At 72.8% G+C, this 23744-nt stretch carries 25 protein-coding genes; 17 read left to right on the plus strand and 8 right to left on the minus strand.

Going from position 1 to position 23744, the window contains the following annotated elements; translation table 11 throughout:
* Positions 1-39: 39 nt before the first annotated feature.
* From JHAT_RS10435 to JHAT_RS10475, 9 genes are all read left to right on the plus strand, one after another.
* On the plus strand, positions 40-651 hold the full coding sequence (locus tag JHAT_RS10435) for a riboflavin synthase (RefSeq protein ID WP_077797802.1): 612 nt from the start codon (positions 40-42) through the stop codon (positions 649-651).
* On the plus strand, positions 648-1292 hold the full coding sequence (locus JHAT_RS10440) for a nicotinamide mononucleotide transporter family protein (protein ID WP_077797803.1): 645 nt from the start codon (positions 648-650) through the stop codon (positions 1290-1292). The genes JHAT_RS10435 and JHAT_RS10440 overlap by 4 nt, the downstream gene beginning before the upstream one ends.
* A complete protein-coding gene (locus JHAT_RS10445) occupies positions 1289-2578 on the plus strand; it encodes a bifunctional 3,4-dihydroxy-2-butanone-4-phosphate synthase/GTP cyclohydrolase II (protein WP_077797804.1) in 1290 nt (429 codons plus the stop codon). The genes JHAT_RS10440 and JHAT_RS10445 overlap by 4 nt, the downstream gene beginning before the upstream one ends.
* A gap of 29 nt (positions 2579-2607) precedes the next feature.
* Positions 2608-3093: a 6,7-dimethyl-8-ribityllumazine synthase gene (ribH, locus tag JHAT_RS10450; protein WP_077797805.1), complete on the plus strand. Its 486-nt coding sequence runs from the start codon at positions 2608-2610 to the stop codon at positions 3091-3093.
* A 33-nt stretch (positions 3094-3126) separates the two neighbouring features.
* Positions 3127-3399: a phosphoribosyl-ATP diphosphatase gene (locus JHAT_RS10455; protein ID WP_030951748.1), complete on the plus strand. Its 273-nt coding sequence runs from the start codon at positions 3127-3129 to the stop codon at positions 3397-3399.
* 50 nt (positions 3400-3449) lie between these two features.
* Entirely contained in the window at positions 3450-4298 is an 849-nt protein-coding gene (gene hisG, locus JHAT_RS10460; protein ID WP_077797806.1) for an ATP phosphoribosyltransferase, read from the plus strand.
* Positions 4299-4349: 51 nt separating this feature from the next.
* Positions 4350-4829, plus strand: coding sequence for a PH domain-containing protein (locus JHAT_RS10465; RefSeq protein WP_077797807.1), 480 nt, complete (start codon positions 4350-4352; stop codon positions 4827-4829).
* Between the two features lie 277 nt (positions 4830-5106).
* Positions 5107-6438 carry a hemolysin family protein gene (locus tag JHAT_RS10470; protein ID WP_077797808.1) on the plus strand — a complete coding sequence of 444 codons (1332 nt, stop codon included), beginning with the start codon at positions 5107-5109 and terminating at the stop codon, positions 6436-6438.
* Positions 6435-7511 carry a hemolysin family protein gene (locus tag JHAT_RS10475; RefSeq protein ID WP_077797809.1) on the plus strand — a complete coding sequence of 359 codons (1077 nt, stop codon included), beginning with the start codon at positions 6435-6437 and terminating at the stop codon, positions 7509-7511. The genes JHAT_RS10470 and JHAT_RS10475 overlap by 4 nt, the downstream gene beginning before the upstream one ends.
* Before the next feature lie 105 nt (positions 7512-7616).
* On the opposite strand, the gene JHAT_RS10480 is transcribed toward JHAT_RS10475, so the two are convergent.
* Together JHAT_RS10480 and JHAT_RS10485 are read right to left on the minus strand one after the other, a co-directional pair.
* Positions 7617-9482, minus strand: a complete 1866-nt coding sequence (locus JHAT_RS10480; RefSeq protein ID WP_077797810.1) for an AAA family ATPase — start codon at positions 9480-9482, stop codon at positions 7617-7619.
* A gap of 454 nt (positions 9483-9936) precedes the next feature.
* On the minus strand, positions 9937-10536 hold the full coding sequence (locus JHAT_RS10485; RefSeq protein ID WP_107481893.1) for a uridine kinase: 600 nt from the start codon (positions 10534-10536) through the stop codon (positions 9937-9939).
* 292 nt (positions 10537-10828) lie between these two features.
* On the opposite strand from JHAT_RS10485, the gene JHAT_RS10490 reads away from it, so the two are divergent.
* The 4 genes from JHAT_RS10490 (at position 10829) to JHAT_RS10500 (ending at position 14712) form a co-directional block, all read left to right on the plus strand.
* Complete coding sequence (locus tag JHAT_RS10490; RefSeq protein ID WP_077797811.1) at positions 10829-12199, plus strand: peptidase C39 family protein; 1371 nt, start codon at positions 10829-10831, stop codon at positions 12197-12199.
* A 149-nt stretch (positions 12200-12348) separates the two neighbouring features.
* Positions 12349-12489, plus strand: coding sequence for an SCO1431 family membrane protein (locus tag JHAT_RS33840; RefSeq protein ID WP_107481889.1), 141 nt, complete (start codon positions 12349-12351; stop codon positions 12487-12489).
* Between the two features lie 82 nt (positions 12490-12571).
* Entirely contained in the window at positions 12572-13231 is a 660-nt protein-coding gene (locus JHAT_RS10495; protein WP_077797812.1) for a TetR/AcrR family transcriptional regulator, read from the plus strand.
* A 308-nt stretch (positions 13232-13539) separates the two neighbouring features.
* Positions 13540-14712 (plus strand): acyl-CoA dehydrogenase, encoded by a 1173-nt coding sequence (locus JHAT_RS10500; protein WP_077797813.1) that lies wholly within the window; start codon positions 13540-13542, stop codon positions 14710-14712.
* Here JHAT_RS10500 and JHAT_RS35925 read toward each other — a convergent pair.
* Together JHAT_RS35925 and JHAT_RS10510 are read right to left on the minus strand one after the other, a co-directional pair.
* Complete coding sequence (locus JHAT_RS35925; protein WP_077797814.1) at positions 14675-14959, minus strand: hypothetical protein; 285 nt, start codon at positions 14957-14959, stop codon at positions 14675-14677. The genes JHAT_RS10500 and JHAT_RS35925 overlap by 38 nt on opposite strands.
* A gap of 221 nt (positions 14960-15180) precedes the next feature.
* Positions 15181-15618: a hypothetical protein gene (locus JHAT_RS10510; protein WP_077797815.1), complete on the minus strand. Its 438-nt coding sequence runs from the start codon at positions 15616-15618 to the stop codon at positions 15181-15183.
* Between the two features lie 267 nt (positions 15619-15885).
* Between JHAT_RS10510 and JHAT_RS10515 the strand changes: the two genes are divergently transcribed.
* From JHAT_RS10515 to fxsA, 4 genes are all read left to right on the plus strand, one after another.
* Complete coding sequence (locus JHAT_RS10515; RefSeq protein WP_004002750.1) at positions 15886-16326, plus strand: Lrp/AsnC family transcriptional regulator; 441 nt, start codon at positions 15886-15888, stop codon at positions 16324-16326.
* Between the two features lie 78 nt (positions 16327-16404).
* Positions 16405-18009, plus strand: coding sequence for an amidohydrolase (locus JHAT_RS10520; RefSeq protein WP_077797816.1), 1605 nt, complete (start codon positions 16405-16407; stop codon positions 18007-18009).
* A 524-nt stretch (positions 18010-18533) separates the two neighbouring features.
* Positions 18534-19406 (plus strand): polyprenol monophosphomannose synthase, encoded by an 873-nt coding sequence (locus tag JHAT_RS10525; protein WP_077797817.1) that lies wholly within the window; start codon positions 18534-18536, stop codon positions 19404-19406.
* Between the two features lie 46 nt (positions 19407-19452).
* On the plus strand, positions 19453-20025 hold the full coding sequence (fxsA, locus tag JHAT_RS10530) for an FxsA family membrane protein (protein WP_077797818.1): 573 nt from the start codon (positions 19453-19455) through the stop codon (positions 20023-20025).
* A 149-nt stretch (positions 20026-20174) separates the two neighbouring features.
* Here fxsA and JHAT_RS10535 read toward each other — a convergent pair whose 3' ends face one another.
* The 4 genes from JHAT_RS10535 to JHAT_RS10550 form a co-directional block, all read right to left on the minus strand.
* Positions 20175-20549 (minus strand): RNA polymerase-binding protein RbpA, encoded by a 375-nt coding sequence (locus tag JHAT_RS10535; protein ID WP_003977404.1) that lies wholly within the window; start codon positions 20547-20549, stop codon positions 20175-20177.
* A gap of 279 nt (positions 20550-20828) precedes the next feature.
* Positions 20829-22175, minus strand: coding sequence for an MFS transporter (locus JHAT_RS10540; protein WP_107481890.1), 1347 nt, complete (start codon positions 22173-22175; stop codon positions 20829-20831).
* A gap of 64 nt (positions 22176-22239) precedes the next feature.
* Entirely contained in the window at positions 22240-23007 is a 768-nt protein-coding gene (locus tag JHAT_RS10545) for a glycerophosphodiester phosphodiesterase (protein ID WP_077797819.1), read from the minus strand.
* Entirely contained in the window at positions 23004-23738 is a 735-nt protein-coding gene (locus tag JHAT_RS10550) for a YitT family protein (protein ID WP_375603558.1), read from the minus strand. The genes JHAT_RS10545 and JHAT_RS10550 overlap by 4 nt, the downstream gene beginning before the upstream one ends.
* Positions 23739-23744: the final 6 nt, after the last annotated feature.

Genomic DNA, 23744 nt, shown 5'->3' on the forward strand with positions numbered 1-23744 from the left:
CCCGGAGTCCGTGCCCGAAGAGGCAGGAGGACCCGGGAAGTGTTCACCGGAATCGTCGAAGAGCTGGGCGAGATCACCGCCGTCGAGACCCTCGACGACGCCTGTCGCTTCCGTCTGCGCGGCCCCGTGGTCACCCAGGGCGCGCGGCACGGCGACTCCATCGCCGTCAACGGCGTCTGCCTCACCGTCGTCGACCACGACGGCGACGAGTTCACCGCCGACGTGATGGCCGAGACCCTGAACCGCTCCAGCCTCGGCGCCCTCGCCGTCGGCTCCCGCGTCAACCTCGAGCGCCCCACCGCCGTGGGCGCCCGGCTCGGCGGCCACATCGTGCAGGGCCACGTCGACGGCACCGGCGAGATCCTGGAGCGCAAGCCCTCCGAGCACTGGGAGATCGTGAAGATCTCCCTGCCCGCCGACCTGGCGCGCTACGTCGTCGAGAAGGGCTCCGTCACCGTCGACGGCATCAGCCTCACCGTCGTCGACGCCGGCCCCGACTTCTTCACCGTCAGCCTCATCCCCACCACCCTCGCCCTGACCACGCTCGGCATCAAGCAGCCCGGCGACCCGGTCAACCTCGAGGTGGACGTCATCGCCAAGTACGTCGAGCGGCTGCTCGGCGGCCACGTCGGACAGGGAGCCGCCAAGTGAACTGGCTCAACTCCGAGGCCTTCACGCTCTTCGACCAGCACATCAAGTGGTCGGACATGATCGGCAACGTGATCGGTCTGCTCGGCCTCGCCCTCGGCTGGCGGCGCTCGATCTGGACCTGGCCCGTGCAGTTCGTCTCCGGACTGATCCTCTTCGCGGCCTTCGCCACCGCCCACCTCTCCGGCAGCGCCGGCAAGCAGATCGTCGTCATGGTCGTCGCCGCCTGGGGCTTCTGGCAGTGGAACCGCGGCCGGCAGCAGTCCCAGGACGGCTCCGTCGCCGTGCGGTTCGCCACCTGGCGCGAGCGCGGCGCGCTGGTCGCCGCGGCCGCCGTCGGCACCCTGGCGGTGGGCGCCCTGTTCACCGCCTACCCCACCCTGTCCTGGGACCCCTGGCCGGACGCGTACATCTTCGTCGGCACCGTCGTCGCCATGTACGCCCAGGCCCGCGGCATGGTCGAGTTCTGGTTCGCCTGGCTGCTCGTCGACCTGGTCGGCGTCCCGCTGAACTTCGCCAACGGCTTCGCCTTCTCCGGCTTCGTCTACGTCCTCTACGGCGCGCTCGTCCTGTGGGGCCTGCGCGACTGGTGGCTGCGCTCGCGCAACGCGGCCCGCCCCCTCCCGGAAGGAGCGCCCGCATGAGCACGGCTCCCGTCCTCTACAGCACCGACGGCATCGACGACCTCTCGCTCGACCCCGTCGAGCAGGCCGTCGCCGACATCGCGGCCGGCCGCCCGGTCGTCGTCGTCGACGACGAGGACCGCGAGAACGAGGGCGACCTCGTCATCGCCGCCGAGAAGGCCACCGAGGAGATCGTCGCCTTCATGATGACCGAGTGCCGCGGCCTGATCTGCGCCCCCATGGAGGGCGACGAACTGGACCGGCTCCGGCTCCCGCAGATGGTCGACGACAACACCGAGTCGATGAAGACCGCGTTCACGGTCTCGGTCGACGCCACCGCCGCCCACGGCGTGAGCACCGGCATCTCGGCCTCCGACCGCGCCACCACCCTCCAGCTCCTGGCGAGCGGCACCGCCGGGCCGGACGACCTGGTCCGCCCCGGCCACGTCTTCCCGCTGCGCGCCCGCCCCGGCGGCGTCCTGGCCCGCGACGGCCACACCGAGGCCGCCGTCGACCTCGCCCGCCTCGCGGGCCTGCGCCCGGCCGGCGCGATCGTGGAGATCGCCGGCGAGGACGGGCGCATGCTGCGGCTGCCCGAGCTGATCCCGTTCGCCCGCAAGCACGGCCTGACGATCATCTCCATCGAGGACCTGATCGCCTACCGCCGCAGCGCCGAGCCCACCGTCCGCCGCGAGGCCGAGGTCCACCTGCCCACCCGGCACGGCGAGTTCACGGCGTACGGCTACCGCTCCACCGTCGACGGCGTCGAGCACGTCGCCCTCGTCCACGGCGAGATCGGCGACGGCGAGGACGTCCTGGTCCGCATCCACTCCGAATGCCTCACCGGCGACGTCTTCGGCTCCCAGCGCTGCGACTGCGGCCCCCAGCTCGACGCCTCCCTGGACCGCATCCAGGCCGAGGGCAGGGGAGTGGTGGTCTACCTCCGCGGCCACGAGGGGCGCGGCATCGGCCTGATGTCCAAGCTGCGCGCCTACGAACTCCAGGAACGCGGCCGGGACACCCTCGACGCCAACCTGGAGCTCGGCCTGCCCGCCGACGCCCGCGACTACGGCGCCGGCGCCCAGATCCTCGCCGACCTCGGCGTGCGCGCCGTACGGCTGATGACCAACAACCCCGACAAGTCCGATGCCCTCGAACGGCACGGCATCCACGTCACCGGCCGCGAGCCGATGCCCGTCCAGGCCGGTGAGCACAACCTCCGCTACCTGCGCACCAAGCGGGACCGGATGGGACACGACCTGCCCTGGCTGGACACGACGCCCGTGTCCACCTGCGGCAACCAGTAAGCGCAGCGAGCAAGGATTCGAGGAGACACGTGAGCGGCAAGGGTGCACCGGAACTGTCCGTACGCAACGTCGGGGACCTCAGGGTCGCCGTCATCGCGTCGCTGTGGCACGACAAGGTGATGGACGGACTGGTGGACGGCGCCCTGCGCGCCCTGCACGAGCTCGGGATCGACGAGCCGACCCTGCTCAGGGTCCCCGGCAGCTTCGAACTCCCGGTGGTCGCCAAGGTCCTCGCCGGCCGCGGCTACGACGCGATCGTCGCCCTCGGCGTCGTCATCCGCGGCGGCACCCCCCACTTCGACTACGTCTGCCAGGGCGTCACCCAGGGTCTGGTCCAGGTGTCCGTCGACACCGGCGTCCCCGTCGGCTTCGGCGTCCTCACCTGCGACACCGAGGAGCAGGCCCTGGACCGGGCCGGCCTCGAGGGCTCCAGCGAGGACAAGGGACACGAGGCGGTGACCGCGGCCGTCGCCACGGCGGCCACGCTCCGCTCAGTATCCGAACCGTGGCGCTAGGCCGCCCGGCACACGCGTAAAGTGGGGCCCACCATGTCCAAGAAGACTTTCGAGGAGCTCTTCACCGAGCTCCAGCACAAGGCCGCCAACGGCGATCCCGCCACCTCCCGCACCGCCGAACTGGTGGACAAGGGGGTCCACGCCATCGGCAAGAAGGTCGTCGAGGAGGCCGCCGAGGTCTGGATGGCCGCCGAGTACGAGGGCAAGGAGGCGGCGGCCGAGGAGATCTCCCAGCTGCTGTACCACGTCCAGGTGATGATGGTCGCCCGCGGGATCTCCCTGGACGACGTCTACGCCCACCTCTGAAGCCCACCGCTTTCCCCTCACACCCCCCTCACACGAAGGAAGCCGACCTCATGCTGCGCATCGCCGTCCCCAACAAGGGTTCCCTGTCAGGCCCCGCGGGGGAGATGCTGCATGAGGCCGGCTACCAGCAGCGCCGCGAGTCCAAGGAACTGCGGATCGTCGACCCGGTGAACGAGGTGGAGTTCTTCTACCTCCGCCCCCGCGACATCGCGATCTACGTCTCCTCCGGCCGCCTCGACATCGGCATCACCGGCCGCGACCTGCTGGTCGACTCCGGCGCCGACGCCGAGGAGATCCTCCCGCTCGGATTCGCCCGCTCCACCTTCCGCTTCGCCGCCAAGCCGGGCACCGCGACCGGCATCCAGGACCTCAAGGGCAGGACGGTCGCCACCTCCTACGAGGGCATCGTCGCGGGCCACCTCGCCGAGCACGGCGTCGACGCCTCCGTCGTCCACCTCGACGGCGCCGTCGAGACCGCCATCGAGCTGGGTGTCGCCGAGGTCATCGCCGACGTCGTCGAGACCGGCACCTCGCTGCGCAATGCCGGCTTGGAGGTCTTCGGCGAGCCCATCATGACGTCCGAGGCGGTCGTGATCCGCCGTACCGGCGCCGACGCGCAGGAGCCCAAGGTCCAGCAGTTCCTGCGCCGCCTCCAGGGCGTCCTGGTGGCCCGGACCTACGTGATGATGGACTACGACTGCCGCGTCGAGCAGCTGGAGAAGGCCGTCGCGCTCACCCCCGGCCTGGAGTCCCCGACCGTCTCCCCGCTGCACAACGAGGGCTGGGTCGCCGTCCGCGCCATGGTCCCCGCCAAGGAGGCCCAGCGGATCATGGACGACCTGTACGACATCGGCGCCCGGGCCATCCTGACCACGGCCATCCACGCCTGCCGCCTCTGACCCGCAACCCCTGACCGTCGTTCCCCCCGCGTGACCCGGAGCACACCCACCATGTCGGACGCACCGTCGGGCGCCGGACCGGACCTGCCCGCCCTGCCCGTCACCTTCCGGCCGGGCCGCACCCGAGCCGTCCTCATCGGCCTCGCCGTCGCCACCGTCGTGACCGTCTCGGCGGTCGGCGTGCTGCTGAACGGGCTCGGCCCGGGGGAGCGCCTCAGCTTCGTGCTGACGGCCCTCCTCCTGGCCGGCGTCCTGATGCTGCTGTCCCGGCCCAAGGTCGTCGCCGACGAGTCGGGCGTCACCGTCGTCAACCTGACGGCCAAGCGGCGCCTGGAGTGGCCGGAGATCCTCCGGGTCAACCTCCGGGCCGGCGACCCGTGGGTGTTCCTCGACCTCAGCGACGGCACCAGCCTGCCCGCGCTCGGCATCCAGCCGGGCATCGCCAAGCAGCGCGCCATCGCCGACGCGCGTGCCCTGCGCGCCCTGGTGGAGGCCCGCTCCACCGCCGGCCCCGAGGCGCCGCGCGGCTGACCGGGCACGCCGCCGGGACGCGCCGGGAACCACCCGGGGACCGGCTCGGCGGCGTCCACCCTGCCGCACATCCCCTTTTCGTGATTAATCTGGGAACGGAGACGCGGTCGTCGCGTCTCCCCCCTGTCGCTCCACCCGGTGCGCGGGGGTTCCCGCTACCCGAGGAGTGACTTCCCCCGGCGATGGACGGATCGTCCTGCAGTACCTGCGCCGCCCCCTGCCGACATAGCGCGGACCACGCCCACGAGGTGCGCGTCCCCGCTCGGGCGGCGGCATCATGACCACCCCCCTGCTGCTCCTGGCAGCCGCGTTCCTGCTGATCCTGGCCAACGGCTTCTTCGTCGCGGCCGAGTTCGGCCTCGTGACGGTCGAACGGCCGGACGCCGAACAGGCCGCCGCCGACGGCGACCGGCGTGCCCGCCGGGTCGTCGAGTCCCTCAAGGAGCTGTCCTTCCAGCTCTCCGGGACCCAGCTCGGCATCACCATCACCTCCCTCGTCGTCGGCATGCTCGCCGAACCGGCCCTCGCCCGGCTGCTGAACGGCCCGTTCACCTCGGTCGGCGTCCCCGACGGCGCCGTGTCCGGCGTGTCGGTGGTCGTCGGCATGCTGCTGGCCTCGGCCGTGCAGATGGTGATCGGCGAACTCGTGCCCAAGAACTGGGCGGTGTCCAGGCCGCTGCACGTCGCGCGCTTCGTCGCCGGCCCGCAGCACGTCTTCGCGCGGCTGTTCCGCCCCGTGATCTCCGCGCTGAACACCGTCGCCAACCGGCTCGTGCGCATGCTCGGCATCGAGCCGGCCGAGGAACTGGCCTCCGCCCGCACCCCCGGCGAACTGGTCTCCCTCGCCCGGCACTCCGCCCGGGCCGGCGCCCTGGAACAGGACACCGCGGACCTCTTCGTCCGCACCCTGTCCCTGGGCGAGCTGACCGCACAGCACGTCATGACCCCCCGCGTGAGGGTCAGCGCCCTGCAGTCCTCGGCGACCGCCGAGGACGTGGTCAACCTGACCCGCGCCACCGGTCTGTCCCGCTTCCCCGTCTACCGGGAGAAGATCGACGAGATCGTCGGCATGGTCCACCTCAAGGACGCCCTCGCAGTCCCCGCGCACGACCGGCTGCGCACCCCCGCCGGCCGCATCGCCCGCCCGGCCCTGCTCGTCCCCGAGACCCTGCCCGTACGGCCGCTGCTCACCCGCCTGCGCAGCGAGCAGCCCATCGCGGTCGTCGTCGACGAGTACGGCGGGACCGCCGGCGTCGTCACCCTGGAGGACATCGTCGAGGAGATCGTCGGCGAGGTCCGCGACGAGCACGACGGACTGGACGTGCCCGAACTCGCCCCGGCCCCGCCCGAGGACGGCCGCCCCGCCTGGGACGTCGACGGCAGCTGCCGCGTCGACGCCCTGCGCCGCGTCGGCCTGGAACCGCCCGAGGGACCGTACGAGACGGTGGCCGGTCTGGTCGCCGACCTGCTCGGCCGTATCCCGGCCGTCGGGGACCGGGCCGAACTGCCCGGCTGGCGGCTGTCGGTACGGCAGGTCGGCCACTACCGCGCCGAACGGATACGACTGGTGCGCACGGCGCCGGCCCCCGTGCCGGAGGCCGCCCGATGAGCGTCCTGCAACTGCTGTTCGCCGCGCTGCTCGTGCTCGCCAACGGCTTCTTCGTCGGCGCCGAGTTCGCGCTCGTCTCGGTACGCCGAAGCCAGATCGAACCGCTCGGCACCGCCCGCGCCCGGCAGGTGCTGTACGGGCTGGAGCGGCTGCCGCAGATGATGGCCGCCGCCCAGTTCGGCATCACCGTCTGCTCGCTGACGCTCGGCGCGGTCGCCGAGCCCACGGTCGCCCACCTGCTGGAGCCGGTCTTCGAGTGGATCCACCTGCCGCACGGCATGATCCACCCGCTCGGCTACGTCATCGCGCTGGCCGCCGTCGTCTTCTGCCACCTCGTCATCGGCGAGATGGTCCCGAAGAACCTCGCGATGGCCGCCCCCGAGAAGGCCGCCCTGTGGCTGAGCCCCGGCCTGGTCGCCTTCGCCCGCCTGTGCAAGCCGATCACCCTCGCGCTCGGCGCCTGCGCCCAGGGCATCCTGCGGCTGTTCCGCGTCGAGCCGAAGGACGAGGTCGAGGCGGTCTTCACCAGCGAGCAGCTCAACCGGCTGGTCGAGGACGCCGGCCAGGCCGGCCTGCTCGACCCGGAGGAGCAGGAGCGCCTGGAGGACGCCCTGGAACTGGGCTCGCGCCCGGTGACGGACGTGCTCCTCGGGCGCGATTCCCTGGTGACGGTCGGCCCCGCGGTCACGCCGGGCGAGATCGTCGCGCTCACCGCCCGCACCGGGTACTCCCGCTTCCCGGTCGCGGCGGACACGGGCGCCTTCATGGGGTACCTGCACGTCAAGGACGTCCTCGACGTGGAGGACTCCGACCGCGCGGTGCCCCAGCGGCTGTGGCGGCCGATGACGACCCTGCGCCCGGAGCTCCCGCTCGACGACGCCCTCACCGTCATGCGCCGCGCCGCGACCCACCTGGCCCAGGTGGCCGACGCGTCCGGCAGGGTACTGGGCCTGGTCGCCCTGGAGGACGTACTCGAACTCCTGGTCGGCGAGGTCCGGGACCCGGCCCACCGGGAGGTGCCGGCGGTGACGGAACAAAGGGCGAGCGGGGCACCGGAGGAGGCACTCGCCTAGCCGCGGGGCCGTGCCCGCAGCCGGCCGTCGTGGCTGCGGGCACGGCGTGCCTCCCACGGTGCCCGAGCGGCCCGGGGGTGCCGTACGACGGCCCGGGCGGAACGGCTAGACCCCCGGAGGGTCCTGCGGCCCCCGCCCCGACAGCACCTCCCCGTACGCCTGCATCAGATCCGGCAACCGCAACGTCGCCAGGTCCTCCCGCGTCAACGTCCCGGGGTACCCGGACAACCGCAGATCCCGGTACGCGCAGCTCTTCTCGTACAGCGTCCGCAGGAACCGCCCGTTCCCCAACTCGTCGATCCACCCCTGGTCGACCACGTGCCCGGCGATCGACCGCAGCTCGTCGAGCGCCTCCTCGTCCCACGCGTCCCCGTTCTCCGCGGCGAGCACCTCACCGATCGCGGTCAGTTCCAGCGGCCGGTACGACGGGAAGTCCACGCGGGTGGTGAACCGGGACGACAGCCCGGGATTGGCGGCCAGCAGCCGGTCCATGCCCTCCGGGTAACCGGCGAGGATCACCACCAGGTGGTCGCGGTTGTCCTCGGCCCGCTTCAGCAGCACCTGCAACGCCTCGTCCCCGTACGCGTCGCCCTTGCCGTACCCCGAGTTGGACAGCGAGTAGGCCTCGTCGACGAACAGCACACCGCCGAGCGCGGAGTCGATCAGCTCGTTGGCCTTCACGGCCGTCTGGCCCAGGTACTCGCCGACCAGGTCGGCCCGCTGCGCCTCGACGAGGTGGTCGCCGCCCAGCAGGCCGAGGGCGTAGAAGACGCGGCCCAGGATGCGGGCCACGGTGGTCTTGCCGGTGCCCGAGGGGCCGGAGAAGACGAAGTGGCGTTTGGGAGGCTGGACCGGCAGACCCTGCCCGGCCCGCAGCCGGGCCATGTTCAGCTGTGCGGACAGGGCCTTGACCTGCCGTTTCACCGGCTCGAGGCCCACCATGCGCTCCAGTTCGGCGAGCGCGTCCTCCAGTAACGCCGGGTCCGTGGGCCCGGTGGGCAGGGACGGGTCCGGCGCGCCGGCCCGCTCGCGTACCGGAGGACCGGTCAGGGAGGGAAGCGCCCCGGACGGCGGCGGCACGGGGTCGGAGAGTTTCAGGTCGCGTTCCTCGGCACCGAAGAGCGGATCGAGCCCGTCGGGCCCGCCCACGCCGTCCGGTCCGGCACCGGCCGGGGCGAGCCCCGCGAGGTCGGCCGGGTCGTCGTAGCCGTCGCCCTCGGCGATCGCCGCCAGCCGGGCCGAGGTGTCCATGAAGGCCGGGTCGACGCGGTGCACGGCCCGGTACAGGGGCAGCGCCGCGGCGCTGCGGCCCGTGCCCTCGTGGGCCCGCGCCAGCCAGTAGCGCAGCTCCTTGCGCTGCGGCTGCTCGCTGCGGCACCGCATGAGCGCGGCCGACAGCAGCGGTTCGGCCTGTCCGTACATCTCCAGCCGTACCCGCGCCATTCCGCTGAACAGGCCGGCCTCGATGCCCAGCAGGGGATCGCCGAGCAGCGGATCGGTGTGCCGGACGAGTTGTTCCCAGTCCTTGACGAGGTAGGCGCGGCAGGCGTGCAGGAAGCGGACCTGGGGATCGGCCTCCACCGGCGGCAGCCCGGCGAGCGCCCGGTCCAGCTCCGGCACGTGGCGGCCGTCCAGCCAGTGCGAGGCGTGCGCGAGCAGCAGGTCGCGCGGGGTCTCCAGCACTGGCTGGACCCACCAGCCCAGCCAGTACCAGGAGTTGAGCGTACGACGGTGCCGGGCGCGCTGTTCGCCGAAGCGGTCCCGGTGCCGGAACATCCGCAGCAGCGCGTTCGTGGTGTCGACGCGCAGCGCGTGCAGTCCCAGCCAGCCGTCGGCCATCGTGGGATCGATGCGCACCGCGGTCCGGAACTCCTCCTCCGCCTGCGGATAGGCCCCCATGGTGTAGGCGTCCACGCCGCGCAGCCAGGCGAGGTCGGCCGGGGCCTGCGGGCCCTGCGTGCCGAAGTCCATCACGTCCCCCACGAACCGTGCCCCCGTCGGTATGCCATCGGGCCGTCGCCCGTCGGCGCTCCGCTCCAACCGCTGTACGGGCGACCGGAGTTGCAAGGTGCGCGCAGCGGCCGTCCGTAGGTCGCACACCGAGGGCATCGTACCCGTGGCGGTCTTCCCTCCGAAGGGTGCCGGGGCGGGTCGTTTCCCGGGACGGGAGCAGGCGGGGCGCACGCGGGGCGGTGACCGAGGGTGATCGTTGTGCGCCGTGGAGCAGCCGGGATCGGGCTCCAGGGCAGAACGAAGCCCCCGGTCACGGGGGAACAACCGGGGGCTTCGTGTCTGCGGGCGGTTCCGAATGACCGCACATTGAGAACGTAAGACCTGTACGGGCCCTGGGTCAAGCAGAGTTGAGACGCTCCGGCGAGTCGTGGGGGAGCGGTCTTCACAAGTTCAACACACTGCGGAGATGTCGTCACTCACCGTGATGAAGGTCGTCAAGGTTCGAAGGTGCGGCAGGCCCCGGAAGCACCTCGTACCCCTCGCCCCTCTGCCGCACCAGTAGGTGCGCGAAGGTGCGCGAGGGGTCATCCGCGAAGTGCCGGCGCTCCGCCGGGACCCACCCGTCCCAGAACGTCCGCTGTTCCGCTCCGTCGCGAGCCCGTCCACGACTCCACGCCTCCTCGCACGGCAGCTCCATCCACAGCAGGAGGGCCAGGTGCGGGCGCAGGTCCCGGCGGCCCGCGCCGACCCCCTCGACGAGGACGACCGGCGCGGGCGGCAGGGCGCGGGGCGCCGCGAAGCGGCGGGCGTGCCAGTCGTAGGGCGCGTAATGCGCGGTGTCGCCGCGTCGCAGGGGCTCGACCACCTGGGCCAGCAGCCGCCCGGTCCAGCCGAACAGCTCGTCGTGGCTGGCGATGTCGTCGAGGTGCAGCACCGGCGCGCCGCCCAGCGTGCCGGCCAGCCGTCCGGCGAAGGTGGACTTCCCCGACCCGGCGTGCCCGTCGATGCCGACGAGACGCACGGGCCCGCACGAGGGGGGCAGCCGGCGGATCCGGGCGGCGAGGTCGTGGATGACGGTGTCCTGGGCGGAGCGGAGGGACGGACGGGTGTTCGCCCAGCACTCTAGCCGCGTCCGCACGGCCCTCGGCGTCCGCACGGCCCCCGGCGTCCGCCCGGCCCCCGGCGTCCGCCCGCACCGGGCGGCCTCCCGCCCCCTCCGCCCTGCTCCGTGCCACTGGTCGACACCAATGTTCATGGCGTGGCGTGCGCAGAAGTGCTGGCAGGAGTGGCAGCCTGCGGCCATAGTTGGCGCACATCCGTGCAACGGACCCGCCCCGACTCGCACACCTGGGGGTCTCCCACCCATGAGCAGAGCCGAACAGCCGTCCCGCAGAACGGTCCTGGCCGCCGCCGTCGCCGCCGCGGTGACCGGCGGCGCGGTCCCGGCCACCGCCGCGGCCGCGCCGTCCACCGGCCCCACGACCGCGGACCCCGACCGCGCCTCCCGTCCGGTCGACTACCGGGCCTGGACCACGTTCCACGACTGGCGGAGCGGAACCGCCGAGGGCGTCCGGCCCGTCGCGGGCGTCCGGCCCGGCGTCGTCATCGGCACCCCGGCCGGCACCGCCGACTACACCGACCCGCACACCGGCAGGACCGCCACCTGGGAGTACGCGACCTGGACGTCGCCCGTCCACCGGCTCGCCGTGCCCTCGACGGAGGTCATCGCCTCCTGGAACGCCCGCACCCCGGAAGGCACCTGGCTCCAGACCGAGCTCAGGGGCACCTACACGGACGGAACGGACACGCCCTGGTACGTGATGGGCCGCTGGGCCGCCGGTGACCAGGACATCCGGCGGACCTCGGTCGACGACCAGAGCGACGGCAGGAGCAGCGTCTGGACGGACACCTTCTCGATCGACGACGCCTCCACCGGCCTGCGCCTGGTCTCCTACCGGCTCCGGCTCACCCTCTACCGCCGCCCCGGCACGCAGGCCACCCCCACCGTCTGGCGGCTCGGCGCCATGGGCTCCGACGTCCCCGACCGCTTCACCGTTCCGGCGTCCACACCCGGCTTCGCCGGTGAACTGCGCGTCCCGCGCTACTCCCAGGAGATCCACAAGGGTCAGTACCCGGAGTACGACAACGGCGGCGAGGCCTGGTGCAGCCCCACCTCCTCGCAGATGATCATCGAGTACTGGGGCGGCCGGCTCACGCGGGAACAACTCGCCTGGGTCGACCCCTCCTACGCCGACCCGCAGATCTGCCACGCGGCCCGGTACACCTACGACTTCCAGTACGCCGGCTGCGGCAACTGGCCCTTCAACGCCGCCTACGCGGCCACCTTCGAGGACCTCCAGGGCGTGGTCACCCGCCTCGGCTCCCTCACCGACCTGGAGACGCTGATCGCGGCAGGCATCCCGGCGATCACGTCCCAGTCCTTCCTGGAGAAGGAACTGACGGGGGCCGGCTACGGCACCTCGGGCCACCTGATGACCGTGATCGGCTTCACCGCCGACGGCGACGTGATCGCCAACGACCCCGCCTCGGACGACAACGAGGCCGTGCGCCGCGTCTACAAGCGGCGCGAGTGGGAGAACGTCTGGCTCAGGACCAAGCGGTACAACGCCAGTGGCAAGGTCGTCTCCGGTACCGGCGGCGTCTGCTACCTGTACTTCCCGGCCCATCCGAGCCCTCGTCAGCGCAAGGCGCTCGAGGCGGTGGGCGTGCGCTGACACCCGCACCGCGACGACGGCCCCCGGCGCGCGCCGCCGCCGGGGGCCGTCCGCTGTGACCAAGGTCTCCGCCGCACGGGGTGTCGGTGGTGGCAAGGTGGAGAGGGCAAGCGGGGGATCCAGCAACCGTTCGAGAGCAGCGAGAAGCCATGACCGCACACATCGCCACCGCCGCCCGTGTCCGAACCGGCGGCCCCAAGGACGACGGCCCGAAGGTCCTCGAGCACGTCATGGGCTGGACCCTCGTCGTGGTGCTCGCGATGTTCGTGGTCCAGCTGGGCCTGCTGTGACATGACCCGCGTGTGACCTGCCCCACGACCCGGCCTGCCATACTGCGGAAGTCCCGCCGCCCGCAGGAGACCAGGGTCGAAAGTGAATATCAGTCACCAACGTGCCGAAGCCCGTCCACGGGCGCGCGGCACGGAGCGCTCACTGGCCCGCCGTGCCGAACTCATCGCCGTCGGGCGCAGGTTGTTCGCCGACACGTCGTACGACGCGCTCTCGATGGACGACATCGCCCGCCAGGCGAACGTCGCCAAGGGGCTGATCTACTACTACTTCCGGTCCAAGCGGGGCTACTACCTGGCGATCATCCAGGACTCCGTCGCCGGCCTGGTCACCACCGCGGCCGGAGGCACCGAACTGCCGCAGGCGGACCGCGTCCACCGCACCATCGACGGCTACCTGCGCTACGCCGAGCACAACCAGGCCGCCTACCGGGCGATCGTCAGCGGAGGCGTCGGCTTCGACGCCGAGGTGCACGCCATCCGCGACGGGGTGCGCGAGGCGATCGTCGCGACCATCGCCGAGGGCGCGTACGGCTGTTCCCACGTCGGTCCACTGGCCCGCATGGGCCTGCTCTCCTGGGTGTGCGGCGTCGAGGGCGCCACCCTCGACTGGATCGACCGTCCCGAACTGCCCCGCGAGACCATGTGCGACCTCCTGGTGAAGACGCTCGGGGGCGCCCTGCGCGCCGTCGAGGAACTGGACCCGGCCTACCCCGCTCCGGCGCCCGCCCGCCGGGACGCCTGACGCGGGGGGCGGAGGGCCGGATCGCCGTCGCAGGAGGACCGGTCCGGCGTGGCCGACGGCGCGGGCCGGGGGCCGGAGAGCCGCCGGGTCCGGGGCCCCGCGGGCGGGCCGGAGATTTCTCGAAGTAAGCGGTCGTTAACTGGTGACTCCATGCGTCCGATCGGGCATACTCACAGCGCACAGCCGCTGGTCAGCCGCTTCCGCGACCCGGGAGTGCGAGCATCGGCCAGGCCCGAACGACCAGGCGGAGCCGCCTCCACCCAAGGCGCACGTCCGCCGATGTGCCCGACAGGGAGGAGAGCGTCGCCATGCCCGACCGCGCCCCGCAGCCGGTGGACCGGCAACTGCCCACGGACGAGGCACGGGATCTGATCTCGCTCGTCCGCGACATCGCGCAGCGTGAGATCGCCCCGAACGCGGCCGAGGAGGAGGACGCCGGACGCTTCCCGCGCGAGGTCTTCACCCTGCTCTCCGACTCCGGCCTGCTCGGCCTGCCCTACGACGCCGAGTACGGCGGCGGCGAGCAGCCCTACGAGGTCTACCTCCAGGTCCTGGAGGAACTCGCCGCGGCCCGGCTCACCGTCGGTCTGGGCGTCAGCGTGCACACCCTCGCCTCCTACGCGCTCGCCGCCTACGGCACCAAGGAGCAGCAGGTCGAGCACCTGCCCGCGATGCTCGGCGGCGGCCTGCTCGGCGCCTACTGCCTCTCCGAACCGGCCTCCGGCTCGGACGCCGCGTCCCTGCGCACCAAGGCCGTGCGGGACGGCGACGACTGGGTGATCACCGGGACCAAGGCGTGGATCACGCACGGCGGGATCGCCGACTTCTACACCGTCATGGCACGAACGGGCGTCGAGGGTCCGCGCGGCATCACCGCCTTCCTGGTCCCCGGCGACGCCGAGGGGCTGAGCGCCGCGGCGCCGGAGAAGAAGATGGGCCTCAAGGGCTCGCCCACCGCGCAGATCCACCTCGACGGCGTGCGCGTCCCCGACGCCCGGCGTCTCGGCGAGGAGGGGCAGGGCTTCGCGATCGCCCTCTCCGCACTCGACTCCGGGCGGCTCGGCATCGCCGCCTGCGCGATCGGCGTGGCCCAGGCGGCACTGGACGAGGCGGTGTCCTACGCGGGCGAACGACGGCAGTTCGGCAAGCCGATCTCCGACTTCCAGGGACTGCGCTTCCTGCTCGCCGACATGGCCACCCGGATCGAGGCGGGCCGCGCGCTGTACCTCACGGCGGCGCGGCTGCGCGACGCGGGACGGCCGTTCGCCAAGCAGGCCGCCATGGCCAAGCTGTACTGCACCGACGCGGCGATGCGGGTCACCACCGACGCCGTGCAGGTCCTCGGCGGCTACGGCTACACCGCGGACTTCCCGGCCGAGCGCTACATGCGCGAGGCCAAGGTCCTGCAGATCGTCGAGGGCACCAACCAGATCCAGCGGATGGTCATCGCTCGTCACCTCGCGGGGCCCGAGGGACGGTGAAGGTGCCGGTGACGCCGACGTCGTCACCGGTGGCGACGGCATCGCCGAGCCCGCGCGGGGGCTCGGCGAGCCTGGCCCACTCCGGGTCGTGGCGTCCCGGCAGGGTACGGCCGCGGTCGGCCCAGGTCCGCATCAACTCGCGGTAGATCGGCGGGTCCGGGGGCTGCGGAGCCGGCGGAACCGGTCCCGTCGGCACCGGCACGAACACGCGGCGCCGGCTCCCGGTGGCCGAGTACGTGGGAGTCATACCAGGGGCAACGCGGCGCGGCGCGGACAGGTCACCGGCCGACGGAATCGGGCGTGCGTTCACGGGGTCCGCCGCGCCTGTCCGCACGGGCCGGTACGGCGCCCCTCGCGCGAGGCCGTGGCCGCGGCACACCCGGCCGCGCCACGGCGGTCTGCGAGCCGTGGCGCGCGAGGACCCGCGCAGGGGAACGGCGCCCCGGGCACGCCCGGGAACGCGGCCGCTCAGGCGGCCGCGCGCCGCATCGCCGGCACGCGCATCGGGCGCGAGCCCGGGCCGCCGACGTGGGAGAAGGGCTGGGTCCGCCAGTCGAGGCTCCGCGGCAGCGTCAGCAGCAGGGCGGTGTCCTGCTCGTGGGGCTGGAACGACTCGTCCGCGGGACGGGCGTCGGCGGCCCTGCGGCCGGTGCCCGCGCAGACGGTCAGACCGAACGGGTTCCACGGCGAGGCGCACAGCGCGTGCTCCGGCAGCACCTCCTCGTCCGCCAGCAGGGCGATGGGCTGCGCGCAGTCCGGGCAGATCACCCGGTACATCTCGAAGGTGTCGTAGGCGTCGAGCTCCTCGTCGTCGAAGGCGTCGGGATCGACGCCCTCCGGCACGGGATCGACGACGGGCCGCTGCCGCTTGGACACGGTACGACCAGGGCGCTTAAGACTCTGCATGGGATTCTCCCCCTCGGGCTGGGCCGTGAAGGCACTGCGGCCTCGACCACAGCAAGCACTTCCCGTCCCCCCTCCCGGGTAATCACGAGAACATCACGGGGACGGGCCGGAGGGTGTGGTGTTGGTCACACACTGCGCGCGGGTGTCCGGTGCGGTGGTTTTGTCCCCGCCGCGCCGCCCGCGGGCCCCCGCCCGCACTGCGAACCGGGCGTGGCGCGGGCTGCTCGGGTATCCGAGGAGATCAAGCGCACTGTAGGTTCTTGCGCCATGGAGGAGCTGGACCGACAGATCGTGCAGCTGCTCGTCAAGGACGGGCGGATGAGCTACACAGACCTGGGCAAGGCCACGGGCCTGTCCACGTCGGCCGTGCACCAGCGGGTGCGGCGGCTGGAACAGCGTGGCGTCATCCGCGGATACGCCGCGGTCGTCGACCCGGAGGCCGTGGGGCTGCCGATGACCGCCTTCATCTCCGTGAAACCGTTCGACCCCAGTGCACCCGACGACATCGCCGACCGGCTGGCCGGGGTTCCCGAGATCGAGGCCTGCCACAGCGTGGCGGGCGACGAGAACTACATCCTCAAGGTGCGCGTGGCCACCCCGCACGAGCTGGAGGAACTCCTCGCCCGGCTGCGTTCCCTGGCCGGGGTGTCGACCCGGACCACCGTGGTCCTCTCGACGCCCTACGAGGCGCGCCCGCCGCGCATCTGACCCCGTTGGGACGCCCTGTCCCCGCGCGGCGCCGACCTGCGTGCGGACCGCCCGGCGCGAGGGGCGAGACTGGTGTCCATGAGTGAGTCCACCACCCCGCCCGCCACCGTCCTGCTGCGCCGCGGCGAGGTCCACAGTCCCGCCGACCCCTTCGCGACGGCCATGGTCGTCGAACGCGGACAGGTCGCCTGGGTCGGCTCCGAGGGCGCCGCGGACGCCTTCGCGGACGGCGTGGACGAGGTGATCGACCTGGACGGCGCGCTGGTCACCCCGGCGTTCACCGACGCACACGTGCACACCACGTCCACCGGCCTCGCCCTCACCGGCCTCGACCTGTCCGGCGCCCCCACCCGCGAGGCGGCGCTCGCCCTCGTCCGGGACTTCGCCGCGGCCCGCCCCGGCGACCGCGTCCTCCTCGGCCACGGCTGGGACGCCTCCCGCTGGCCCGACGGCCGGCCCCCGACCCGCGCGGAGCTGGACGAGGCCACCGGCGGCCGGCCCCTCTACCTCAGCCGGATCGACGTCCACTCCGCGGTCGTCACCACCGCCCTGCTCGACCTGGTCCCGGGCGACGTCGGCCGGCCGGACGGCCCGCTCACCGCCGACGACCATCACACCGTGCGCGCCGCCGCGCTGGGCGCCGTCACCCCCGCCCAGCGCGCCGAGGCCCAGCGCGCCGCCCTCGCCCACGCCGCCTCACTGGGCATCGGAACCCTTCACGAGTGCGCAGGCCCGGAGATCTCCTCCGAGGACGACCTCACCGGACTGCTGCGCCTCGCGGCCGAGGGCGACGGACCCCGCGTGGTCGGCTACTGGGCCGAACAGGACGTCGACAAGGCGAGGGAACTGGGCGCGGTCGGCGCCGCGGGCGACCTCTTCGCCGACGGAGCCCTCGGCTCGCACACCGCCTGTCTGCACGAGCCGTACGCCGACGCCGGCCACACCGGTACCGCCTACCTGGACGCCGCAGACGTCGCCGCCCACGTCGTCGCCTGCACCGAGGCGGGCCTCCAAGCGGGCTTCCACGCCATCGGCGACGCCGCCGTGACCGCCGTCGTGGAGGGCGTGCGCGCCGCCGCCGAGAAGGTCGGCCTCGCCCGCGTCCGCGCCGCCCGCCACCGCGTCGAGCACGCCGAGATGATGACCCCCGAGACCGTCGCGGCCTTCGCCGAACTCGGCCTGACCGCCTCCGTCCAGCCCGCCTTCGACGCGCTGTGGGGCGGCGCGGACGGCATGTACGCCCAGCGGCTGGGCGCCGAGCGGGCCCGCACCCTCAACCCCTTCGCGGCCCTGCTGCGCGCCGGTGTCCCGCTCGCCTTCGGGTCCGACAGCCCGGTCACGCCCCTCGACCCCTGGGGCACCGTCCGGGCCGCCGCCTTCCACCGCACCCCGGAGCACCGCGTCTCCGTGCGCGCGGCGTTCACGGCGCACACGCGCGGTGGCTGGCGGGCGATCGGCCGGGACGACGCGGGCGTCCTGGTACCGGGCGCGCCCGCGGACTACGCCGTCTGGCGCACGGGCGAGCTGGTGGTCCAGGCCCCCGACGACAGGGTCGCGCGCTGGTCGACGGACCCGCGTTCCGGCACCCCCGGGCTGCCCGACCTGACCCCGGGCCGGGACCTGCCCGTCTGCCTGCGCACCGTGGTGGGCGGCCGGACGGTCTTCGTACGGCCGGGCGAGTGATCTCCACGGCCGACGGGGCGGTGATCTTCCGACCCGCAGACACCGGACGCCCGTCGCGCTGACCTGGGCATTGGCGCGAAAGTCGCAGGTCGAACGACTGTTGACAGGTCACGGCGCAGGGCCGGTAGGTTCGGCGGAGTCCACCACCGGACGCCCGACCGGGAAACCTCCGCGCACCCGCCGCGGCGCCGCTGCGTCAGGGACGGTGTGCCGCACCGGCGCACCGCCACTGGGAGCCAGGCTCAGCGCTCGCGTCACGGCGGGGAACGATACGGCCGGTCGGGAGGTGTGACCCGGGTGGGGCCCGGGCGCTCAGTAGACAACGGCTTTCGGTCGATCCGCAGCCAGCGGGTCCCGGGCCGGCCCGAAGGGCGCCGGGCCCCCATCCGCAGAGGAAACGGTCCGAAACACGCATCCCTACCCGGATTTCGCCGCTGTGACACCGCCATTCGAACGTCCTGTCACGTCATCGCAGGCCGTGACCACTATGGTGGTCCTCTGCGTACGGACATGAAGGGGCAGCAGTGAACGACGGCGACGGGACGCTCGCGGCAGCGGACCAAGGGAGGCGGTTCGGCCCCCTGGGCACGGCCCTGGTGATCATCCCGACCTACAACGAGGCGGAGAACATCAAGGCGATCGTCGGGCGCGTGCGCGAGGCGGTCCCCGAGGCACACGTTCTCGTGGCCGACGACAACAGTCCCGACGGCACCGGCAAGCTCGCCGACGAACTGGCCGTCGGGGACGACCATGTCCAGGTCCTGCACCGCAAGGGCAAGGAAGGACTGGGCGCCGCCTACCTCGCGGGCTTCCGCTGGGGCCTGGAGCACGGGTACGGCGTGCTGGTCGAGATGGACGCCGACGGCTCTCACCAGCCCGAGGAACTCCCCCGTCTGCTGACCGCGCTCAAGGGGGCCGACCTGGTGCTCGGCTCCCGCTGGGTGCCCGGCGGCCGGGTGGTGAACTGGCCCAAGTCCCGCGAGTTCATCTCCCGCGGCGGCAGCATGTACTCCCGCCTGGCGCTCGACCTGCCGCTGCGCGACATCACGGGCGGCTACCGTGCCTTCCGCCGGGAGACCCTGGAGGGGCTCGGCCTCGACGAGGTCGCCTCCCAGGGCTACTGCTTCCAGGTCGACCTGGCCCGTCGGGCGATCAAGGCCGGCTACCACGTCGTCGAGGTGCCCATCACGTTCGTCGAGCGCGAACTCGGCGACTCGAAGATGAGCCGCGACATCCTCGTGGAGGCCCTCTGGCGGGTCACCACGTGGGGCGTGGGGGAGCGGGTCGGCAAGGTGCTGGGCCGCGACAAGCCGACCGACAGGCCCACCGGCGGACCGGCGGGGAAGAGCGCTCCGGCAGGGCCGGACGAGCCGGACGTGCCGGACGAGAAGGCATGATCACCCCCTTGTCCCACGCCGAGCCGGGGCCAGGCACACTGGAGGCATGACGACAGGCGCTCAGACCCCCAGGCCCTCCGCCCGGCCCCGGCGCTCCCGGCTGCGCACCTCCCTGCCGTTGGGGCTCGCCGCGTGGCTCGTGCTGGAGATCTGGCTGCTGACCGTGGTCGCGGGCGCGTCGAGCGGGTGGGTGGTCCTCCTGATCCTGGTCGCGGGCCTGCTGGCCGGCTCCGTGGTCATCAAGCGGGCCGGCCGCCGGGCCTTCCGCGACCTCACCGAGAGGCTGCGACAGCAGCAGCCCGGCGCGGTGCCCGCGCCCCGCGCGAACAGCGAGGGCAACGGCCTGACGATGCTGGGCGGCCTGCTCCTGATGATCCCCGGTGTGATCTCGGACGCGCTGGGCCTGCTCCTCCTGCTGCCCCCGGTCCAGAAGGCCGTGAGCCGGTACACGCAGCGGACCGTCGAGCGCAAGCTCCGCGAGGCCGGCCCGGGCCTCCTGGGCGACGCCTTCCGGCAGGCCCGTATGCACCACCCGGACGGCAGGGTCGTCCAGGGCGAGGTGATCCGGGACGAACCGGGCGATGCCCCGCAGGACCCCCGTCCGCCGCTGACGCGCTGACCCGGACCGGGCCCTCCGCTCTTCGGGCCCGGGAGGCCGAGGGGCGCGCGGCCGAGGGTCGTACGGCGCACGACAAAACGCGGGCGCCGTACGTGAATTCACGTACGGCGCCCGCGTTCGCCGAAGGTCCGGCTCAGCCCCCGTGGGGACTACGCACTCTTGCGGCTGTCCCGCGGATGAACCGCGATGTTCATCGCGCCGGAGCGCAGAACGGCCAGTCGCTCCTCGAGGACCTCTTCGAGTTCCTCGCGGGTGCGCCGCTCCATCAGCATGTCCCAGTGCGTACGCGCGGGCTTGGCCTTCTTCTCCTCAGGGCCGTCACCGTCCACCAGGAGTGCCTGGGCCCCGCAGACCTTGCACTCCCACTCCGGCGGGATCTCCGCCTCGACCGAGAAGGGCATCTCGAACCGGTGCCCCTTCTCGCATGCGTACTCCACGGCCTGGCGCGGGGCCAGGTCGATGCCGCGGTCCGTCTCGTAGCTGGTCACCACGAGGCGCGTGCCGCGAAGAGCTCGCTCACTCATGAATCGTGCCTCCCGGGCTTGTCGCCCACAGGACAGGTGTCGCTGTCGTCGTCATCCGGTCAACGTCCGGGCGGCGGTAAAGATTCCCGTCCGGAGTCCCCGTTCCGGGCCATGCGTCGCCGTCGCAGCCGCAGCCTTGTCAACCAGTGCAGTACCCGCCGACGTCCGGTTTGTCACCTCTGTCACCAGATGCGACATAGCGTTTCGGCACCTTTGACGCGCAGTAACGGTACGCCTGGCAGGCCAAACGCGTACACTACAGCCCTTTCGTCTCGAGCGCTAAATCCTTTCGGGCAGCGGGTTGCCCGCGTCGCCGATCGCACGCCGTACCGGTACCCGCGCGAGCAGGACGAAACCGATGACGAAGAAGGCCACCAGCGAGACGATCGCGTCCCGGTAGCTCCCGGTGAGCTGGTAGGTGAGCCCGAACAGCAGCGGGCCGAGCCAGCTCATGCCGCGGTCGCTCATCTCGTACGCGGAGAAGTACTCGGCCTCCTTGCCGGGCGGGACCAGGTGCGAGAAGAGCGAGCGGGACAGCGCCTGGCTGCCGCCGAGGACGAGGCCGATCCCGGCGGCCAGGACGAAGAACCACGCCGGCGCCCCGGCCGGCAGGAAGTACCCGGCCGCGAGCGTGACCGTCCAGGCGACCAGCGACCCGAGGATCGTGCGCTTGGCGCCGTACGTCCGGGCCAGCCGGCCCAGCGCCAGCGCGCCCGCCACCGCCAGCACCTGGACCAGCAGCACGGCCACGATGAGCGTGGACTGTCCGAGGCCCAGTTCCTCGGAGCCGTAGACCGACGCCTGGGAGATCACCGTCTGGATGCCGTCGTTGTAGACGAGGTAGGCCAGCAGGAAGGCGAGGGTCAGCGGGCGGCGGCGCATGTCGCGGACGGTCGCCGCGAGCTGCCGGAAGCCGGGGAGGGCCGCCTCCCGGGCGGGGGTGCGGCGGTCGCGCAGCCGCCGCAGCGGTATGAGCGCGAAGGCGCCCCACCACAGTCCGGCCGAGGCGAGGCAGACGCGGACCGCCGCGCTCTCGCTCAGGCCGAAGGAGTCGTGGGCGGTGTAGAGGACCAGGTCCGCCACCAGGACCAGCGAACCGGCCGCGTAGCCGAAGGCCCAGCCGCGCGAGGAGACCGCGTCGCGCTCCTCGGGCGGCGCGATCTGCGGCAGGTAGGAGTTGTAGAGCATCATCGCCACCGACTGCGCGGCGTTGGCGACGACCAGGAGCAGGCCGCCCAGCAGGTAGCGGTCGCCGTCGAGGAAGAACATGCCGGCCGTCGCCGTCGCCCCGGTGTACGCGGCGGCCGCGAGCAGCGGCTTCTTGCGGCCCGTGCGGTCGGCGGCGGCGCCCACCAGGGGCATCACCAGGACCGCCACGATCACCGACAGGGACACCGAGTACGCGAAGAAGGACCCCGAGCGCACCGGGACGCCCAGGGGGTGCACGTAGCCGTCCGCGTCCGCCGCCGACTCGGCGACCGACGTCAGGTACGGCCCCAGGAACACGGTGAGCACGCTCGTCGAGTAGACCGAGCACGCCCAGTCGTAGAAGTACCAGCCGCGCTGCTCGCGCCGCCGGTCGGCGGCCCCGTCGGCCGCGTCCGTCCGCACGGTGTCGGTGCCCACCCGTGCCCTCGCTTCCCCGTGAACGCGCGCCGCCGCCGGTGCCCCGGCCGCGGGTCCCGGAGGCTCAGACCCAGACGCCGCGGTCCTCCATGACCTTGCGCAGTGTGTCGATGTGATCGGTCATGATGCCATCCACCCCCAGGTCCAGGAGCCGGTGCATGCCGACCGGATCGTTCACCGTCCACACGTGCACCTGGAGCCCGCGCGCGTGGGCGGCGCGCACGAACCGGTGGTCCACCACCCGGATGCCCGACTGGGCCTGGGGCACCTGCGCGGCCACCGCCGAGCGGCGCAGCGCGGCCGGGACGCCCCAGGAGCGCAGCCGCAGGTTGAGGACGCCCCGGGTGCCGTACGAGGTCGCCAGGCGAGGGCCGGCCAGCCGCTGCGCGCGCACCACCCGGGTCTCGGAGAACGAGCCGACGCAGATCCGGTCCCAGGCGTTCGTCCGCCCGACCAGCTCCAGGAGGGGCCGCAGCGCCGGCTCCGCCTTCACGTCGACGTTCCAGCGCACCTCGGGGAAGGCCTCCAGCAGCTCCTCGAAGAGGGGCACCGGCTCCTCACCCGCCACGCGCGCGCGGCGGACCTCCTCCCAGCGCAGGTCGGCGATCCGGCCGGCCCCGTCCGTCACCCGGTCCAGGGTCGCGTCGTGGAAGGCGACGAGCCTGCCGTCCCGCGTGGCGTGGACGTCCGTCTCGATGTACCGGTAGCCCGCCTCGGCGGCGCGCCGGAACTGGCGCAGCGTGTTCTCCAGGCCGTCCGCGGCACCGCCGCGGTGGGCGAAGGCGATCGGGCCGGGATGGTCGAGGTAGGGGTGGCGTATCGGGGTGGTCACCGCCGCAGTATCGCGCGCCGGGGCCGACCCGAGGCAACCACCGTGCTGCCCTCCGGTGCCGCGGGCACGGCGAACACGCGCAGGAAGACCTGGGCGAGCGGGCCGATGGACACCGCGTACAGCAGGGTGCCGACGCCGACGGTGCCGCCGAGGACGAAGCCCGTCGCCACGACGGTGATCTCAAGTACCGTGCGCACCAGTCGCACCGACAGGCCCGTGCGCCGGTTCAGGCCCGTCATCAGGCCGTCGCGCGGGCCCGGCCCGAACCGGGCGGCGATGTACAGCCCGGTCGCCGCGCCGTTCAGGACGATCCCCGCCGCCGTCATCGCGATCCGCGGCGTCCAGCCGTGGGCGTCGGGCACCACGGTCAGCGTGGCGTCCATCGCGGCGCCGATCACCAGCACGTTGGAGACCGTGCCCAGGCCCGGCCGCTGACGCAGCGGGATCCACAGCAGCAGCACCGCCGCGCCCACGGCGGTCAGCACCACACCCATGGACAGGCCCGTGCGCTCGGCGAGGCCCTGGTGCAGCACGTTCCACGGCTCGAGTCCGAGCCCCGACCTGACCAGCAGCGCCGAACTCGCGCCGTACAGCACGAGACCGCCGTAGAGCTGTGTCAGCCGCCGCGGCAGATGACCGTGTCCGGATCGCCTGGACAAGATGTGCCCCCCTGTGTGGTGGTAGTGGACTGCTTCATGACACCCTGTGGCGTGAGAAGCAGAGCCAACCATGGCCAA

Source organism: Streptomyces sp. JHA26, from assembly GCF_002005565.1.
In the GTDB taxonomy this organism is placed as follows: Bacteria; Actinomycetota; Actinomycetes; order Streptomycetales; family Streptomycetaceae; genus Streptomyces.